The 17,878-nt window shown below is 68.5% G+C and carries 11 protein-coding genes and 2 pseudogenes; 4 read left to right on the top strand and 9 right to left on the bottom strand.

Features of this window, described 5'->3' with window-relative positions; all coding sequences use genetic code 11:
• Both ACFW01_RS14985 and ACFW01_RS14980 read left to right on the top strand, forming a co-directional pair.
• Positions 1-90: pseudogene (locus ACFW01_RS14985) on the top strand (NTP pyrophosphohydrolase); the annotation flags it as partial.
• Positions 91-192: 102 nt separating this feature from the next.
• A pseudogene (locus ACFW01_RS14980) lies at positions 193-291 on the top strand (NTP pyrophosphohydrolase); the annotation flags it as partial.
• Between the two features lie 57 nt (positions 292-348).
• Here the strand turns inward: ACFW01_RS14980 and ACFW01_RS14975 are convergent.
• The 9 genes from ACFW01_RS14975 to ngcE all read right to left on the bottom strand — a co-directional run bounded on the left by ACFW01_RS14975 (position 349) and on the right by ngcE (position 12,482).
• Positions 349-1,857, bottom strand: a complete 1,509-nt coding sequence (locus tag ACFW01_RS14975) for an amino acid permease (RefSeq protein ID WP_384503878.1) — start codon at positions 1,855-1,857, stop codon at positions 349-351.
• Positions 1,858-2,008: 151 nt separating this feature from the next.
• Positions 2,009-3,937: a 1-deoxy-D-xylulose-5-phosphate synthase gene (gene dxs / locus ACFW01_RS14970; RefSeq protein WP_384503876.1), complete on the bottom strand. Its 1,929-nt coding sequence runs from the start codon at positions 3,935-3,937 to the stop codon at positions 2,009-2,011.
• A 261-nt stretch (positions 3,938-4,198) separates the two neighbouring features.
• Positions 4,199-5,491, bottom strand: coding sequence for a sugar ABC transporter permease (locus ACFW01_RS14965; protein WP_384503874.1), 1,293 nt, complete (start codon positions 5,489-5,491; stop codon positions 4,199-4,201).
• Complete coding sequence (locus ACFW01_RS14960; RefSeq protein WP_064730313.1) at positions 5,488-6,279, bottom strand: ATP-binding cassette domain-containing protein; 792 nt, start codon at positions 6,277-6,279, stop codon at positions 5,488-5,490. Before ACFW01_RS14960 ends, ACFW01_RS14965 begins: the two co-directional genes overlap by 4 nt.
• A 165-nt stretch (positions 6,280-6,444) precedes the next feature.
• Positions 6,445-7,545 carry a sugar ABC transporter substrate-binding protein gene (locus ACFW01_RS14955; protein WP_234960105.1) on the bottom strand — a complete coding sequence of 367 codons (1,101 nt, stop codon included), beginning with the start codon at positions 7,543-7,545 and terminating at the stop codon, positions 6,445-6,447.
• Positions 7,546-7,678: 133 nt separating this feature from the next.
• On the bottom strand, positions 7,679-8,890 hold the full coding sequence (locus tag ACFW01_RS14950; RefSeq protein ID WP_234960104.1) for an ROK family transcriptional regulator: 1,212 nt from the start codon (positions 8,888-8,890) through the stop codon (positions 7,679-7,681).
• Between the two features lie 204 nt (positions 8,891-9,094).
• Positions 9,095-10,018 carry a carbohydrate ABC transporter permease gene (locus ACFW01_RS14945; protein WP_234959967.1) on the bottom strand — a complete coding sequence of 308 codons (924 nt, stop codon included), beginning with the start codon at positions 10,016-10,018 and terminating at the stop codon, positions 9,095-9,097.
• A gap of 3 nt (positions 10,019-10,021) precedes the next feature.
• Positions 10,022-10,948: a carbohydrate ABC transporter permease gene (locus ACFW01_RS14940; RefSeq protein WP_122618357.1), complete on the bottom strand. Its 927-nt coding sequence runs from the start codon at positions 10,946-10,948 to the stop codon at positions 10,022-10,024.
• Positions 10,949-11,033: 85 nt separating this feature from the next.
• Positions 11,034-12,482: an N-acetylglucosamine/diacetylchitobiose ABC transporter substrate-binding protein gene (gene ngcE, locus ACFW01_RS14935; RefSeq protein ID WP_234959966.1), complete on the bottom strand. Its 1,449-nt coding sequence runs from the start codon at positions 12,480-12,482 to the stop codon at positions 11,034-11,036.
• Positions 12,483-12,897: 415 nt separating this feature from the next.
• On the opposite strand from ngcE, the gene ACFW01_RS14930 reads away from it, so the two are divergent.
• Both ACFW01_RS14930 and ACFW01_RS14925 read left to right on the top strand, forming a co-directional pair.
• Entirely contained in the window at positions 12,898-16,704 is a 3,807-nt protein-coding gene (locus ACFW01_RS14930) for a GH92 family glycosyl hydrolase (RefSeq protein WP_234959965.1), read from the top strand.
• A gap of 230 nt (positions 16,705-16,934) precedes the next feature.
• Complete coding sequence (locus tag ACFW01_RS14925) at positions 16,935-17,870, top strand: VCBS repeat-containing protein (RefSeq protein WP_234959964.1); 936 nt, start codon at positions 16,935-16,937, stop codon at positions 17,868-17,870.
• Positions 17,871-17,878: the final 8 nt, after the last annotated feature.

Genomic DNA, 17,878 nt, shown 5'->3' with positions numbered 1-17,878 from the left:
CTCGTGGTGACCGCCGACCGCGAGCTGCGCCGCCGGGTGACGGAACTGGGCGCGGAGGTGACGGGGCCTCGGACCGTACGGCCCCGGTGACGGCGACGCCGGCCGCGAAGCCCGTCGACCGCGCACCGGTGCACCCGACACCCGCAGCCGACAGGCCACATGACCGGTCCGGTCACACAGGCCGCCCGTCACCGCCCCGTCCTCGTGGTGACCGCCGACCGCGAGCTGCGCCGCCGGGTGACGGAACTGGGCGCGGAGGTGACGGGGCCTCGGACCGTACGGCCCCGGTGACGGCGCGCGCCCGGTCGCGGAGGTGTCGCTCCGGGACCGGGCGCCGCTTTCGTCCGGCTACTGGCCGGCCGGGGGCGGCGGGGTGGTGTCCTCGCCGCGGCCCAGGCGGCTGTGGCTGCGGCTGTAGAGGAAGTACACGACGACGCCGATGGCCATCCAGATGCCGAACCGGACCCAGGTCTCGGCGGGCAGGTTCAGCATCAGCCACAGCGAGGCGGCCACCGACACGATCGGCAGCAGCGGCACCAGCGGGGTGCGGAAGGCGCGCGGCAGGTCCGGGCGGGTGCGGCGCAGGATGATCACGCTGATCGCCACGATGACGAACGCGAACAGCGTGCCGATGTTCACCAGCTCGGCCAGCTCGCTCAGGCTGGTGAAGCCGGCCACGATCGCGATGATCACGCCGAGCAGGATGGTCGGCCGGTACGGGGTGCGGAACTTCGGGTGGACGCGGGAGAAGAAGCGCGGCAGCAGTCCGTCGCGGCTCATCGCGAAGAAGACCCGGGTCTGCCCGAGCAGCAGGATCATGCACACCGTGGTCAGGCCGACGGCGGCGCCGAAGCTGATCACGCCGGCGAAGAAGGGGTGGCCGGTGGACTTGAAGGCGTCGGCGAGCGGGGCGTCGACGGACAGCTCGCTGTAGTGCTGCATGCCGGTGACGACGATCGAGACGGCGACGTAGAGGGCGGTGCAGATGAACAGGGAGCCGAGGATGCCGCGGGGCATGTCGCGCTGCGGGTTGCGGGTCTCCTCGGCGGCCGTGGCGACGATGTCGAAGCCGATGAAGGCGAAGAAGACGACCGAGGCCGCGGTGAAGATGCCCATGACGCCGAAGTTCGCCGGGGCCCAGCCGAACATCAGCTGGATCAGGGGCGAGTCGAGCCCCGCTCCGGCCTCCACCGGCTGCGACTTCGGGACGAAGGGGTCGTAGTTGGAACCCTTGATGAAGAAGGCACCCGCGATGATCACGATGAGGACGACGGTCACCTTGATGGCGACCACGAGCGAGGTGATCCGCGCCGAGAGCTTCATGCCGAGGACGAGGATGCCGGTGAGCACCAGCACCAGGGCGGCGGCGAGGATGTCGAAGCCGAAGCCGTCGGCCCCGTCCCGGCCACCCAGGGTCTCGGGGAACGTCACGCCGGCGTTGTCGAAGAACGAACGGATGTACCCCGACCAGCCGACGGCCACCACCGCTGTGCCGAGCGCGAACTCCAGGACCAGGTCCCAGCCGATGATCCAGGCCGGCAGCTCGCCGAGCGAGGCGTAGGAGAAGGTGTAGGCGGAACCCGCCACCGGGACGGTGGAGGCGAACTCGGCATAGCAGAGCGCGGCGAGGGCGCACACCACACCGGCGACCACGAAGGCCAGGGCCACGGAGGGCCCGGCGTTGTTCTTGGCGACCGTGCCGGTGAGTACGAAGATGCCGGTGCCGATGATGACACCGACGCCGAAGACGGTCAGATCCAGCGCGGACAGGGACTTCTTGAGCGCGTGCTCCGGTTCCTCCGTGTCCCGGATCGACTGCTCGATCTTCTTGGTCCTGAAAAGACTGCTGTTGCTCACGCGTACCTCCGACGCTTGTCGTCCCCGACATGATCGAGAGGGGGGCGTACTGCGTATGCCCCGGCGTGAGCCGATTCACGCGGATGGGCCGGTTTCACCACCGCAACGGGTGGAGAGACCGGCCCATCGGCGCAACAGCGCCGGCGTCCCGTCAGTCGCGGGCCGCCTGCACGGCGTCCGCGTCGGCGGCCGTGCGGTCGTAGCGGCCGTCGAGCTTGGCGACCAGGCCGGTGACCTGGCGGGCGATGTCGGGCGCGGTGAGCCCGATCTCGGCCAGGACCTCGGCGCGGGAGGCGTGGTCGAGGAAGCGCGGCGGGATGCCGAAGTCGCGCAGCGGCACGTCCACGCCCGCGTCGCGCAGCGCCTGGGCGACGGCGGAGCCGACACCGCCGACGCGGGAGTTGTCCTCGACGGTGACCACCACGCGGTGGCGCTCGGCGAGCGGGGCCATGGCCTCGTCGACGGGCTTGACCCAGCGCGGGTCGACCACGGTGGTGGAGATGCCCTGCTTGTCCAGCAGGTCCGCCACCTCCAGGCACATCGGCGCGAGCGCGCCGACGGAGACCAGCAGGACGTCCGGGGTGTCGGTGCCGGGGGCGCGCAGCACGTCCATGCCGCCGACGCGGCCGACGGCGGGTACGGCGGGGCCGACGGCGCCCTTGGAGAAGCGGACCACGGTCGGCGCGTCGTCGACCTCGAGGGCCTCGCGCAGCTGGGCGCGGACCTGGTCGGCGTCGCGCGGGGCGGCCAGCCGCAGGCCGGGGACGACCTGAAGGATCGACATGTCCCACATGCCGTTGTGGGAGGCGCCGTCGGTGCCGGTGACACCGGCGCGGTCCAGCACGAAGGTGACGCCGCACTTGTGCAGGGCCACGTCCATCAGCACCTGGTCGAAGGCGCGGTTGAGGAAGGTGGCGTACACGGCGAAGACCGGGTGCACCCCGCCATGGGCGAGGCCGGCCGCGGAGACCGCGCCGTGCTGCTCGGCGATGCCGACGTCGTAGACGCGGTCGGGGAAGGCCTTGGCGAACTTGTCGAGGCCGACCGGCTGGAGCATGGCGGCCGTGATGGCGACCACGTCCTCGCGCTCCTCGCCGATCTTCACCATCTCCTCACCGAAGACGCTGGTCCAGTCGGCGCCGGAGGTGGCGATGGGCAGGCCGGTGTCGGGGTGGATCTTGCCGACGGCGTGGAAGCGGTCGGCCTCGTCCTGGAGGGCGGGCTGGTAGCCGCGGCCCTTCTCGGTGAGGCAGTGCACGATGACCGGACCGCCGAAGCGCTTGGCGCGGGTGAGCGCCGACTCCAGGGCCTCCAGGTCGTGGCCGTCGATCGGGCCGACGTACTTCAGGCCGAGGTCCTCGAACATGCCCTGCGGGGCGATGAAGTCCTTCAGACCCTTCTTGGCGCCGTGCAGGGTGTCGTAGAGCGGTCGGCCGACGACCGGGGTGCGCTCCAGGACCTCCTTGGTGCGGGCCAGGAAGCGCTCGTAGCCGTCGGTGGTGCGCAGGGTCGCCAGGTGGTTGGCGAGGCCGCCGATGGTGGGCGCGTAGGAGCGCTCGTTGTCGTTGACGACGATGACCAGGGGGCGGTCCTTGGCGGCGGCGATGTTGTTCAGCGCCTCCCAGGCCATGCCGCCGGTGAGCGCGCCGTCGCCGATGACGGCGACCACGTGGTCGTCGCGGTCGAGGACCTGGTTGGCCTTGGCGATGCCGTCGGCCCAGCCGAGGACCGTGGAGGCGTGGCTGTTCTCGATGACGTCGTGCTCGGACTCGGCCTGCGCGGGGTAGCCGGACAGGCCGCCCTTCATCTTCAGCCTGGAGAAGTCCTGGCGGCCGGTGAGCAGCTTGTGCACGTAGGACTGGTGGCCCGTGTCCCAGAGCACCTTGTCCTTCGGGGAGTCGAAGACCCGGTGCAGGGCGAGGGTGAGTTCCACCACGCCGAGGTTGGGGCCGAGATGGCCGCCGGTCTTGGACACGGCGTCGACCAGGAAGGTGCGGATCTCCTCTGCCAGGCCGCTCAGCTCTTCCAGGCTGAGCCGGTCCAGATCGCGCGGTCCCGTGATGCGGGTCAGCAGCGGCACCCGTGCCTCCTTGCAGTAGAGCTGTTGCCGGGCCTGCCCGAGTCTAATGTTCCGCCGTGGCGGAACGTGTCCGGGCGGTGCGTCGTACGTCACGCGTTCGGCCTTACCCAGCGGCGGACCGTTCTACGACTGCCCCGCCGACGGCGCCCGACGCACACCGTCCCCCGAACGCCACGGCACGACGACCGCCCGCCCTCCCGGGGCTCAGCCGGGAGGGCGGGCGGTCGTCGGCCGGTACGGCCGCGCAGGGGCCTGTGACGGCTAGGCGCGGCCTGCCGTCTTCTGCGTCTTGCGGGTGACCGCGTCGATGACGACCGTCGCCAGCAGCACGCCACCGGTGATCATGTACTGGACCGGCGAGGCGATGCCCTCCAGAGCGAGGCCGTACTGGATCGAGACGATGACCATGACACCGAGCAGCGCGTTCCAGGTGCGGCCGCGGCCGCCGAAGAGGGACGTGCCGCCGATGACGGCCGCGGCGATGACGTTCATCAGGAACTCGCCGGTGCCCGCGCCCTGGTTGGCGGAGGCGATCTTCGAGGCCACGAAGAGGCCGCCGATCGCGGCGAAGGTGCCGGCGATGGCGAAGACCGAGATCCGGATCAGCTCGACGTTGATACCGGCCCGGCGGGACGCCTCGACGCTGCCGCCGAGCGCGAAGATCTTCCGGCCGTAGGCGGTGCGGCGCAGGACGAAGTCCGTGAGCAGCAGGAAGGCCAGGAAGATCACCACGGCCAGCGGCAGGCCCTTGTACTGGTTGAAGACGATCGCCACGACGAAGGCCAGCACCGCGAGCAGCACCGTGCGCACGATGATCTCGTTCAGCGGCCGGGACGGCACCCCGGCCGCGTCCCGGCGGCGGTTGTCGAGGAACGCGCTGAGGAAGTATCCCGCGGTGACGACGATCGCCAGACCGTAGGCGGCGGCCACGTCGCTGAAGTAGTAGCTGGTCAGCTTGACGACCACACCCTCGGAGTCGAGGTTGATCGTGCCGTTGCTGCCGAGGATCTGCAGCATGAAGCCCTGCCAGAACAGCAGGCCGGCCAGCGTGACGGCGAAGGCGGGGACGCCGATGCGGGCGAAGAAGAAGCCGTGGATGGCGCCGGCCGCGGTGCCGGTGAGGATCGCCAGCACCAGGGCGAGTATCTCGTTCATCCCGTGCGTGACGCTGAGCACCGCGAAGGTGGCGCCCGCGACACCGCTGACCGAGCCGACCGACAGGTCGATCTCGCCGAGCAGCAGGACGAAGACGATACCGACGGCGATCATGCCGGTGCCGACCATGGCGACCGACATGTCGGAGAAGTTGCCGGCGGTGAGGAAGTTGGAGTTCAGGCTGGTGAAGATGGCCCAGATGACCAGCAGGCCCACGACGACCGGGATGGACCCGAGGTCGCCGGCCTTCATCTTCCGCTTGAACTCGCCGAGGTAGCCGGCGAAGCCCTGCTCGCGCACCAGCAGCCGCGGGTCGACCGCGGCGACCGCCTCGGGGGCCGCGTCGGTGTTCTCCACCGAGCTCTCCTCGGTGGCCGTGGAGGTCTTGTCGATACTCACTTCTTGATCTCCCCATTGGTGCGCGCCGCACGACGGGTCACGGCGTTCTCCGTGGCGCCCGTGATGGCGGAGATGATCTCTTCCTGGGAGGTCGACTTGACCTCGAAGATGCCGTTGTTGCGCCCGAGGCGCAGGACGGCGACCTTGTCGGCGACCGCCTTGACGTCGGCCATGTTGTGGCTGATGAGGATGACCGCGTGGCCGCGCTCGCGCAGCCGCTCGACCAGGTCGAGGACCTGGGCGGTCTGCTCGACGCCGAGGGCGGCGGTGGGCTCGTCCAGGATGACCAGCTTCGGCTCGCCGAGCATGGAGCGGGCGATCGCCACGACCTGGCGCTGACCGCCGGAGAGCGAGGCGATCGGGATGCGCACGCTGGGGATGCGGATGGACAGCGTGTCCAGCAGCTCGCGGGAGCGGCGCTCCATCTCCACCTCGTCCAGGACGCCGCGCTTGCGCAGCTCCCGGCCCAGGTAGAGGTTGCCGACGACGTCGATGTTGTCGCACAGCGCGAGGTCCTGGTAGACGGTCGCGATGCCGAGGTTCTGGGCGTCGTGCGGCCTGTTGATCGAGACGGACCTGCCGTCCCACTCGATGGCGCCCTCATCGATGGGGTGCACGCCGGCGATCGTCTTGACCAGCGTGGACTTTCCGGCGCCGTTGTCGCCCACCAGGGCGACCACCTCACCGGCGTGGACCTCAAGCTCTACGTCGGTGAGCGCCTGGACGGCACCGAATCGCTTGGAGACCCCGCGCAACGCCAGCACGGGCGTAGCGGACACGTGAACCATCTCCTTCGCCGCCTGACCCGGCGGGAGGTTGTGCAGAAAGGTTGGGGGGGGGGGAGGTTCCGTCCGGCGCCCCGCGTAGCTTGCGGGGCTGATGAGTGCGGGGCGCCGGAGGAGCTGGGGCGGCCGGTCCCGGGCGGCTCAGTCAGCTCGGGACGCGGGATCCGCTTACTTCAGACCGATCTTGTCGCAGGCGGCCTTGTACTTGCCGGCGCAGATCTCGTCGATCGTGTAGAAGCCGTCCTTGATGACGGTCTCCTTGATGTTGTCCTTGGTCAGCGAGACGACCGGGACGATGACCGCGGGGACGCCCTTGGCGGACTCGCTGTCGACCTTGTCGTTGGCGATCGAGTCGAGCGACTCGCCCTTGGCCAGCTTCACGGCCATCTCGGCCGCGACCTCGGCCTCCTTCGGGTAGGACTTGAAGACGCTCATGTACTGCTCACCGGTGACGATGCGCTGCACGCCCGCGAGTTCGGCGTCCTGGCCGGTGACCGGGATGTCGGCGATGCCGGCGGCCTTCAGGGCGGTGATGATGCCGCCCGCCATGCCGTCGTTGGCCGAGTAGACGCCGGCGATCTTGTCCTTGCCGAGGGCGGAGATGGCGCCCTCCATGTTGGCGTTGGCGTTCTCCGGCTTCCACTCCTTGGTGTCGTACTCGCGGCCGACCTTCACCTTGCCGTCGAGGGCGGAGTGGGCGCCCTCCTTGAACTGGGCGGCGTTCGGGTCGGTGGAGGAGCCGTTCATCATGACGATCTGGCTGCCCTCGGCCTTGTCGCCCAGCGCCTTCAGCAGGGCCTCGCCCTGCGTCTTGCCGACGGTGACGTTGTCGAACGAGGTGTAGGCGTCGATCGGGCCCTCGGCGAGGCGGTCGAAGGCGACGACCTTGATGCCGGCGTCCTTGGCCTTCTTCACCGAGCCGGCGATGGCCTTGTAGTCCACCGCGTCCAGGATCAGCACGTCGACCTTGTTGGTCACCATCGTGTCGACCTGCTGGTTCTGCAGGCTGGCGTCCTGCTTGGCGTTGGCGTAGACGACCTCGCCCTTGTTGTTCGTCAGCTCCTTGACCTTCTTCTCGATCATGGGCTTGTCGAACTTCTCGTAGCGAGCGGTCTGGTTCTCCGGAAGCAGGAGACCGACCTTGATGTCGTCGCCCTTCTTCGCGGCCGAGTCGGACGAGTCGTTGTTGTCGGACTCCGCGGCGCTGCCACAGGCAGCAAGCGAGACGACCATGGCGCCGGCGGCGACGGCAAAGGCGGCACGACGCATACGCGTGTTCACTTCACAAACCTCCCTGACGAGGCCGCGTCGTTGCGGCCGAGGTGGCTGGAAGTCAACTCGGCCGCGCGTACGACGTCAAGAAGTAAATCCTTAACGAGATGACAACGGTGCCATCCGTGCTCTAAGTGAAGGCAGGCGTGGCCGCCGGCAGAGCGCCGTTCGCACTTCCGTCCAAAAGGGTCGAATCACCCATTTCACTGAGGGCGAGGGCGAGCGCCCCGAGCACCTCCGCACGGCCCCCAAGTGCCCCGGGAAGCACCGAGAGTTGACGCGCCGCGCTGGGGATGGCGTACCGCCCGACGGACTCTCTTATCGGGCCGAGCACCAGCTCGCCGGCCTCGGCGAGATCGCCGCCGAGGACGACCCGGCTCGGATTGAGCAGGTTGCAGAGGTTGGCGACTCCACTGCCGATGTGGCGGCCGACGTCGGCGATCACCCGACGGCAGCCCGGGTCACCGTCCCGCGCCAGCCGTACGACGCCCTCCATCGTCAGATCGGTGCCGTGGCTGGGCTGGAGGAGCGGAAGCACATAGCGTGCTGCCGCGAAGGTCTCCAGGCAACCCCGGTTTCCGCAACGGCAGACGGGGCCGGCCTCATCGAGGGTAATATGCCCGATTTCTCCCGCTGTGCCGCCCGGTCCACGGTAGATCTTCCCGTTGATCACCAGGCCCGCGCCGACACCGCTGGCGACCTTGATGTACGCCAGGTCCCGCACGCCCCGGCCGCTTCCCCAGACCAGCTCCCCCAGGGCGCCGAGGTTGGCGTCGTTGTCCACGTGCACCGGCACGCCCAGCCGCCCCCGCAGCTCCTCGGCGGGCCGGGTGCCGCCCCAGCCGGGCAGGATGGCGGTCGAGCCCAGCGTCCCGGACTCCACGTCGATCGGGCCGGGCACGCCGAGACCCACTCCGGCGATCTTGGAGCGGTCGACGCCGGTGGCCGCGACCAACCGGCTGACCAGCTGTTCCGCCCGGTCGAAGCCCTGGTCCGAGGAGGCGTCCACGTCCAGCGGCTCGGCCTCCTCGGCGAGGACCTGGTGGGCCAGGTTCCCGATCGCGACGCGCAGGTGGGTGTGGCCGAAGTCCACGCCGATGACGATGCCGGCGTCCCCGCTCAGCGAGACGCTGCGGGCCCGTCTGCCGCCCGCCGACGTGGGCGTGACCTCGACGGTCCCGCCCTCCCTCAGCTCCCGGACGATGTTCGAGACGGTCGCCGCGGACAGGCCCGTCGTCCTCGCGATCTCCGCCTGCGTGAGCGAACCGGCGAGCCGTACCGCTCGTACGACCCGTTCCAGGTTGGCTCGGTGCAGCGACGACTGCGACCCCGGAGTCTCCACGACGACCTCCTGCGCGCGGGGCCGCTTCGATGAGGCCCCGTCCATGTCCAACTAGTGAACTCTAAGCTGAGCCGTTCGGGTCGCCTCCCGTCAAGAGGTTGAACCGCATCAGGGCCTCCCACGGGTGCGTGGCCGCACACACGCGCGTGCCGCCCCCGGAGGCCGGGGGCGGCACGCGCGAGCACGCCGGCGGGCGCCGGTGCGCTACTTCAGGGCGCCCGCGGTGAGGCCCTGGACCACCTGGCGCTGGAAGATGATGTAGGCCGCCAGCACCGGCAGCATGGCCATCACCAGGCCCGCGAACAGGCCCGACCAGTCGCCCTTGTACCCCTGGCTGACCGCCAGCTGCACCAGGCCCTGGGTGAGGACGTGCTTGTCCGGGTCCGTGTTCAGCACGGTCGGCAGCATGTACTGGTTCCACTGCCCCAGGAAGTTGAAGATCCCCACACTGATCAGGCCGGGCTTGGCCATCGGCAGCATGACCTGGAAGAACGTCCGGGCGTGCGAGGCCCCGTCCACGAACGCGGCCTCCGCCACCGAGCTGGGCAGGGTCCGGAAGAACGCGGTCAGGAAGAACACCGTGAAGGGCAGTGAGTAGGCGATGTAGACCAGGATCAGCCCGTGGATGGTGTTCAGCAGCCCCATGTTGTCCACGACGTAGAACAGCGGGACCAGCGCGAGCATGATCGGGAAGCTCATGCCGCCGATGAACAAGTAATAGATGAACCGGTTGCCCGGGAAGTCGAACCGGGCCAGCACGTAGGCCGCCATGGAACCCAGCACCAGGGTGCCGACGAGCGAACCGCCCACCACCAGGACGGTGTTGAGGAAGTAGTCGCTCATGTGCGCCTGGGACCAGGCCCGCGACCAGTTGTCGAAGTTCAGCTTGTCGGGCAGTGCCCAGGGCGAGCCGAAGATGGAGGCGTCGTCCTTGAAGGACGTCATCACCGCCCACACCAGCGGCATGCCGACCATGATCGCCCAGATGACGAGGACGCCGTGGGAGAAGACGTTGAGGGCGGTGCCCTCCTTCTTCCCCTTGCGGAGTCCGCCGGGCGCGGCCTCGGTCTTCAGGACGGGCGCGCCGGACTCGGCCGGCACGGGGGCGGGGGTCTCGGTCGTCTTCATTGCTCAGTACTCCAGCCGCTCGCGCCGGCCCAGCTTCATCACGAGCGCCGCGAAGGCCAGCGTGACGAGGAGCAGGGCGACGCCGATGGTGGTGGCGTAGGCGGCCTGACCGTCCCGGAACGCCTTCTGGTACACGTACAGGACCGTCACGGTGGTCGAGTAGTCGGGTCCGCCGGGCCCGGTCGTCATGATCTGCACGACCGCGAAGGACTCGGCGCCGAGGGCGAGGATGCCCATGTAGACCCAGCCGGACTGCACGGTGTCCCACAGCAGCGGCAGGGTGACCTTGAAGAAGGTCGTGAAGCGGTTCGCCCCGTCCAGCAGCGCGGCCTCGTACAGCTCCGCCGGGATGGAGGCCATGCCCGCCGAGAAGAGGACCACGAAGAAGCCGACGGTGGACCAGACGAGCACCGCCATCACGCACCACAGCGCGAGGTTCGGGTCACCGAGCCACAGCGGCTGCACGGAGTCCAGGCCGATCCCGCGCAGCAGGGAGTTGACCGCGCCGCTGTCCGGGTTGTACGCGAACTGGAACAGCAGGGCGACGATCGCGATGGACAGCACCTGCGGGAAGAAGTAGACGATCTTGTAGAAGCCGGAGCCGCGGACGCCGGTGATCACCGGGCCGCCCTTCCGCTTCCGCCCGCCCACGTTGATCATGAAGGAGAAGAAGAGCGCCAGGCCGAGCGTCACCAGCGGCACCAGCAGGGCGAACAACACGCTGTGCCACAACGACTTCCAGAAGATGTCGTCGTCGAGCATCCGTGAGTAGTTGTCGAAGCCGACCATCTTGAACTCGGGACTCAGCCCGGTCCAGTCCGTGAACGAGTAGTAGATGGACTGGATGAACGGCCAGACGACGAAAAGCGCGTACAGCCCCAGGGGGACCGCGAGGAACCCCACGATGAACCGGTACTTGCCGTGCTGCATTGCTACCGACCCCGATCTGAGCGCGGCTGGCGCCGCCAGGGCCCGTCCGGCGCGCCGGCGCCGGACAGGCCCTGGTGACGCTTCCTCACTGGTGCTTGTAGTGCTTGATCGACGAGTCCTTGGCGGCGTCGTCGGCGAAGCCCTGGATCTTCTTGATGGTCTCGGCCGGAGTCATCCGGCCCGCCATCATCTCGCCCAGGCAGGACACGCCGATCTTCTCCTTCTGGAGCTGCACGTACCAGTCCTGCATGCGCGGGTTCACCACGTTCTCGCCGGCCAGCTCCAGGGCGGCGACGCCGGACTTGAGGCCCGGGGTCAGCTCGATGCCGTCGGTGCCGCCGTTGTAGGCGCTGAGCGACTTCACCTTGCTGGTGAAGTTCTTCGAGGAGGCCTCGCTGAGCATGATGCGCAGCTGCTCCATGCCGCCGGCGCCGTTGGCCGCCTTGGCCGGGACGATGAAGGGCTCACCGCCGGAGGCCCACATCGTGCCGAAGGGCATCTTGTCGCTGTCGTCGATGCCGGGCGGGGCGGACACCGCGAGGTCGAAGTCGGCGGGGATGACCTTGGCCGACTCGTTCTCCACCCAGGAGCCGTTGGGGATGAACAGGGCCTTGCCCTGGGCCCAGGCCGTCTGCGACTGGATGTGGTCCAGGCCGGGGGTGCCCTTGAGGATGTAGCCCTTCTTGTACAGCTCGTACCAGGCCTCGAAGACCGTCTTGACCGCCGGGTGCTTCCAGGCGTTCGGCTCCAGGTTGTCGATGGCGTCCAGCACCTCGACACCGCCGACCTTGGCGATCATCGGGGACATCGAGAAGGGGATGTAGTACGGGTACTTGCCCGCGTACGTCCAGCCCGCCATGCCCTTCTTCTTGGCCTTCTCGCAGACCGCGAGCATCTCGTCCCAGGTCTTCGGGTACTCCGCGTCCAGCGAGTCGAGCGCCTTCTGCGAGTACCAGTTCCCGTAGACCGTGTACGCGTAGTACAGGATCCAGACCGGGTCGCCGTCGAACTGGCCCATCTCCACGATGCCGGGGCGCAGCGTGTCGCGGACCTTCTTGTCGGGGTCGTCGTAGGACGGGGCGTCGAGGAGCGGGGTGAGGTCGGCGAGCTGCTTCTTGCCGACCAGGACGCCCATGTCCATCTGCTCGGCGCCGGAGTTGTCGACGAGGTCCGGCGGGTTGCCGCCGTTGAAGCGCGGCTGGAGGGTTGACTGGATCTTCTGGGTGGCGGAGAACTTCACCGTGGCCTTCGGGAAGGCCTTCTCGTACAGCTTCACGGCGTCCTCGGCGTACTCCTTTCCGAAGCCGCCGTCGAAGAGGACGAATTCCATCTGGGCGCTGTCGTTGACCGCGAGAGGGTTCTTCGCGGACTTCTCGCCCGCCTCGGCCTTCTCCTGGTCGTCCCCGCCGCCGCTCGCGCAGGCGGAGAGGAAGCTCATGGTCGGTACGGAGATCAGGCCGAGCGCTGCGGACCGCTTGATCAGATCGCGGCGGCCGACGCCCGTACCGTTGTTCTCGGCGGAAGTGGATCCCATGCTCAAGTCCTCGCCTTCTACAGGACTCAGGCGGTGAACCGGATCCTCCCCGGCACCGCGATCGGGTCACGCTGGGTCGTGCGGGAAACGCTGGTACTGCTCTGCTGAAAAGTGCTGCTCGGGCGCTTGGGCGGTTCCTCTTCGCGGCTCCCCCCGTATCCCCCGGTGGGCGACAGGTATAGTCCACTTCCCGCCAGCGGATCAAGATCGAAAGCAAGGTTGGCGGTACGTCTTTTCCGAGTTGAGACCTCCCGGAAATATGAGTGGCCCGTGCACGCCATGCCGTAAGAATCCCTGGCATAAGCCCCGAACGCCACATCCAACACCCTTGACATCACATGCCACTTGACCCCTACTGGTCCTTGCGCAGCAGATTTGACAACGTTGTCCCACGCGCAGGGAGGGTGGCCAGGACATGGAATACAGAGTTCGGCACAGATGGGGTCCGGCGGTCGTACTGACGACCGCCTTCGCTTTGGCGGTGGGTTCACAGGGGGCGGCGGTCGCACTGCCGCAGGCTCCGGCCGGAGCCGACCGGGAGTTCGCGTCCTCGTTCGAGGCGGACGACCCGGCTCCGGACTGGCTCAACACCGTGGACACCGGGGCGGACGGCGGCAAGCGCTCCTCGGGCGTGGACGGCGGCTACACGACCGGCATACCGGGCAACGTCACCGACCACGTGACCGGCGTGCGGGCCAGTGCCGAGAACACGAACGGCGGCGAGGTCAAGGAGAACCTGGTCGACGGCGAGCCGGGCACCAAGTGGCTCACCTTCGAGCAGACCGGCTGGGTCGAGTTCGACCTGGACGAGTCGACGAAGATCGCCAAGTACGCCCTCACCTCGGCCAACGACCACGACGAACGCGACCCGGTGGACTGGACGCTGAAGGGCTCGGCGGACGGCGAGACCTGGCAGACGCTGGACTCCCGCTCCGGGGAATCCTTCGGCGAGCGCTTCCAGACGAAGACGTACGACCTCGCCGAGGCCGTCGAGTACCAGCACTTCCGGCTGGAGATCACCAAGAACAACGGCGCGGGCGACGCCCTCCAGCTCGCCGACTTCCAGCTGTCCACCGGCGCCGGCGACACCCCGGTGCCCGAGGACATGCTCTCGCTCGTCGACCGCGGCCCGACCGGCTCGCCGACCGCGAAGTCGGGCGCGGGCTTCACCGGCACGCACGCCCTGCGCTACGCGGGCCGGCACACCGCGGACGGCCGGGCGTACTCGTACAACAAGGTCTTCGACGTCGACGTGAAGGTCGACCGCCGCAGCGAGCTGTCGTACAAGATCTTCCCCTCCATGGCCGACGGCGACCTCGACTACGACGCCACGAACGTCTCCGTCGACCTCGCCTTCACCGACGGCACCCACCTGAGCGACCTCAAGGCCACCGACCAGCACGGGTTCCCGCTGACGCCGCGCGGTCAGGGCGACGCCAAGATCCTCTACGTCAACCAGTGGAACAGCGTCCAGTCGGGCATCGGCTCGGTCGCGGCCGGCAAGACCGTCGACCGGATCCTGGTGGCCTACGACTCCCCCAAGGGCCCGGCGAAGTTCCGCGGCTGGCTGGACGACGTGAAGATCGAGCGGGCCGCGTACGAGCGTCCGAAGGCCCACCTCTCCGACCACGCGCTCACCACCCGCGGCACCAACTCCAGCGGCAGCTTCTCGCGCGGCAACAACTTCCCGGCGACCGCGGTACCGCACGGCTTCAACTTCTGGACGCCGGTGACCAACGCCGGATCGCTCAGCTGGCTCTACGAGTACGCGCGCGGCAACAACGCGGACAACCTGCCCACCCTCCAGGCGTTCAGCGCGAGCCACGAGCCGAGCCCCTGGATGGGCGACCGGCAGACCTTCCAGGTGATGCCCTCGGCCGCGTCCGGCACCCCGGACACCGGCCGCGACGCCCGCGAGCTGGCCTTCCGCCACGAGAACGAGACCGCCCGGCCGTACTACTACGGCGTGCGGTTCGAGAACGGCCTCAAGGCCGAGGTGACGCCGACCGACCACGCGGCGATGATGCGCTTCACCTACCCCGGTGACGACGCGAGCGTGATCTTCGACAACGTCACCGACCAGGCCGGCCTCACCCTGGACAAGGAGAACGGCACCTTCTCCGGCTACTCGGACGTCAAGTCCGGGCTGTCCACCGGTGCCACCCGCCTCTTCGTCCACGGCGAGTTCGACAGCAGGGTCACCGGCGGCGACTCCAGCGGCGTCAAGGGCCACCTGCGCTTCGACGCGGGCAGGGACCGCACCGTGACGCTGCGCATCGCCACCTCGCTGATCAGCGTCGAGCAGGCGAAGGACAACCTGCGCCAGGAGATCCCCGCGCGCGCCTCCTTCGACAAGGTCAAGCGCGACGCCCAGAGGCAGTGGGACAAGGTCCTTGGCAAGGTCGAGGTCGAGGGCGCCACGCAGGACCAGCTGACCACGCTGTACTCCAGCCTCTACCGGCTGTACCTGTACCCGAACGCCGGCCACGAGAAGGTCGACGGCACGTACAAGTACGCCTCCCCCTTCTCGAAGGCGGTCAAGGAGGACACCCCGACGGAGACCGGCGCCAAGATCGTCGACGGCAAGGTCTACGTCAACAACGGCTTCTGGGACACGTACCGGACCACCTGGCCCGCGTACTCCTTCCTCACCCCGTCCAAGGCCGGTGAGCTGGTCGACGGCTTCGTGCAGCACTACAAGGACGGCGGCTGGACCTCCCGCTGGTCCTCCCCCGGCTACGCGGACCTGATGACCGGCACCTCCTCCGACGTGGCCTTCGCGGACGCCTACGTCAAGGGGGTCGACTTCGACGCGAAGGCGGCCTACGACGCGGCCGTGAAGAACGCCACCGTGGTGCCCCCGTCCTCGGGCGTGGGCCGCAAGGGCATGGAGACCTCTCCCTTCCTCGGCTACACCTCCACGGAGACGCACGAGGGCCTGTCGTGGGCGCTGGAGGGCTACCTCAACGACTACGGCATCGCGAAGATGGGCGAGAAGCTCTACAAGGAGACCGGCGAGAAGCGGTACAAGGAGGAGTCGGCGTACTTCCTCAACCGCGCCCAGGACTACGTCAACCTCTTCGACTCGAAGGCCGGCTTCTTCCAGGGCAAGGACGCCAAGGGCGACTGGCGGGTGGACTCCGGGAAGTACGACCCGCGCGTGTGGGGCTACGACTACACGGAGACCAACGGCTGGGGCTACGCCTTCACCGCCCCGCAGGACAGCCGCGGCCTCGCCAACCTCTACGGCGGCCGGAGCGGCCTCGGCGACAAGCTCGACGAGTACCTGGCCACCCCCGAGACGGCCTCCCCGGAGTTCAAGGGCTCCTACGGCGGTGTCATCCACGAGATGACCGAGGCGCGGGACGTCCGGATGGGCATGTACGGGCACTCCAACCAGGTCGCCCACCACGCCCTGTACATGTACGACGCGGCCGGGCAGCCGTACAAGACGCAGAAGAACGTCCGCGAGGTGCTCCAGCGTCTGTACACCGGCAGCGACATCGGCCAGGGCTACCACGGTGACGAGGACAACGGCGAGCAGTCGGCCTGGTTCCTCTTCTCCTCGCTCGGCTTCTACCCGCTGGTCATGGGCAGCGGCGAGTACGCCATCGGCTCCCCGCAGTTCACCAAGGCGACGGTCCACCTGGAGAACGGCCGCAAGCTGGTCGTCAAGGCCCCGAAGAACAGCACGAAGAACGTCTACGTGCAGGGGCTGAAGGTCAACGGCAAGCGCTGGACGTCCACTTCGCTCCCCCACTCGCTGATCGCGAAGGGCGGCGTCCTGGAGTTCGACATGGGCGCGAAGCCGTCCTCGTGGGGCACCGGCAAGAACGCGGCCCCGCCGTCGGTCACCCAGGACGACGAGGTGCCGACCCCGCGCGCGGACGCCGTCACGGGCGAGGGCGCCCTGTTCGACAACACCTCGGCGACGGACGCGAGCGTGACGTCGGTGGACCTGCCGGTCTCCGGCAAGGGCGTGAAGGCGGCCCAGTACACGCTGACTTCACCGAAGGACCACACCAAGGCACCGGCCGGCTGGAAGCTCCAGGGCTCGGCCGACGGCACGACCTGGCGGACGCTGGACCAGCGCTCCGGGGAGTCCTTCGCCTGGGACAGGCAGACCCGGGCCTTCTCGGTGAAGTCACCGGGCACGTACGCGAAGTACCGGCTGGTCCTGGACGGCGAGCACACGCTGGCGGAGGTGGAGCTGCTGTCCTGAACCCGGAGGTGAGCGTGGCATGAAGTCGCGGGGTACGCCGGGTGACCGGCGTACCCCGCAAAAGGTTGTACGCCCCACGTTGCTCTTCCATACCTGTTCTGTACCGCTCTCGTCCCCTGCGGTAAATCTGATTGACGTGTGAACGTCATGTGTAAGGATCACGGAGTATCCAGGGATCTTGCGGACCGACCGTCCGTGGTCCCTTCCGCATGACCAGATGGAGGACCCACGTGGCCAAAAGCTCCGGCCTGAACACGCGTCGCACCCTGGCGCGTGCCACGGCTGCCGCGCTCACCGCCGCCCTGGTGGCGACGGGGGCGAGCAGTGCCGTCGCCGCGGACGAGCCGGTACCCACCGCGACCCGGCCGCAGACCGACGTGAAGCCGTCGGAGAACTCGAAGTTCGGCTCGACCGCCCTGCCGGGCGACGCGCAGATCAACCCGCTGTTCGGTGTGGACGGGAACGGTGACCTGTGGGGTTACCTGCCCAACGGGGAGGGTGGACTGGACGACCGCTTCCACTCCGGCGAGCAGTGGGACAGCACTCGCGCCGTTGCCCAGGTGGACCACAACTCTGACGGCGAGTCGGACGGTCTCTGGCAGGTCACGGCCGGTGGCCAGCTCTACTACGGAGACTGGGGCGTCGACGAGGAGCACATCTTCGTCGGCAACGGCTGGAAGATCTACAACCAGCTCTTCTCGCCGGCGAACGTCGGTGGCGCCGCCGCCGACGACCTGCTCGGCCGCGACGACTCCGGTGTCCTGTGGCTGTACCTCGGCTACGGCGACGGCACGCTCACCAAGCGCTACCGCGTCGGCGGTGGGTGGAACGCATACACCCACATCACCGGCAAGGGCGACCTGACCGGCGACGGCAAGGACGACATCGTCGCCAAGGACAAGTCGGGCGTCCTGTGGCTGTACAAGGGCACCGGCAACTACAAGGCGCCCTTCTCCTCCCGCACCCGCATCGGGGGCGGCTGGAACACGTACAACAACATCGTGTCCGTCGGCGACATCGACATCGACGGCATCACGGACCTCGTGGCCCGCAACAAGAGCGGGGCCCTGTACCTGTACAAGGGCACGGGCAACGGCTCCGCGCCGTTCAGCTCGCCGGTGAAGATCGGCAGCGGCGGCTGGAACACGTACCGCCTGATGTTCTGAGGCGAGCA

Origin of the sequence: Streptomyces sp. NPDC058985, from assembly GCF_042740985.1 — a bacterium.
Classification (GTDB): domain Bacteria; phylum Actinomycetota; class Actinomycetes; order Streptomycetales; family Streptomycetaceae; genus Streptomyces.
This window is presented reverse-complemented; position numbering and strand designations above follow the sequence as displayed.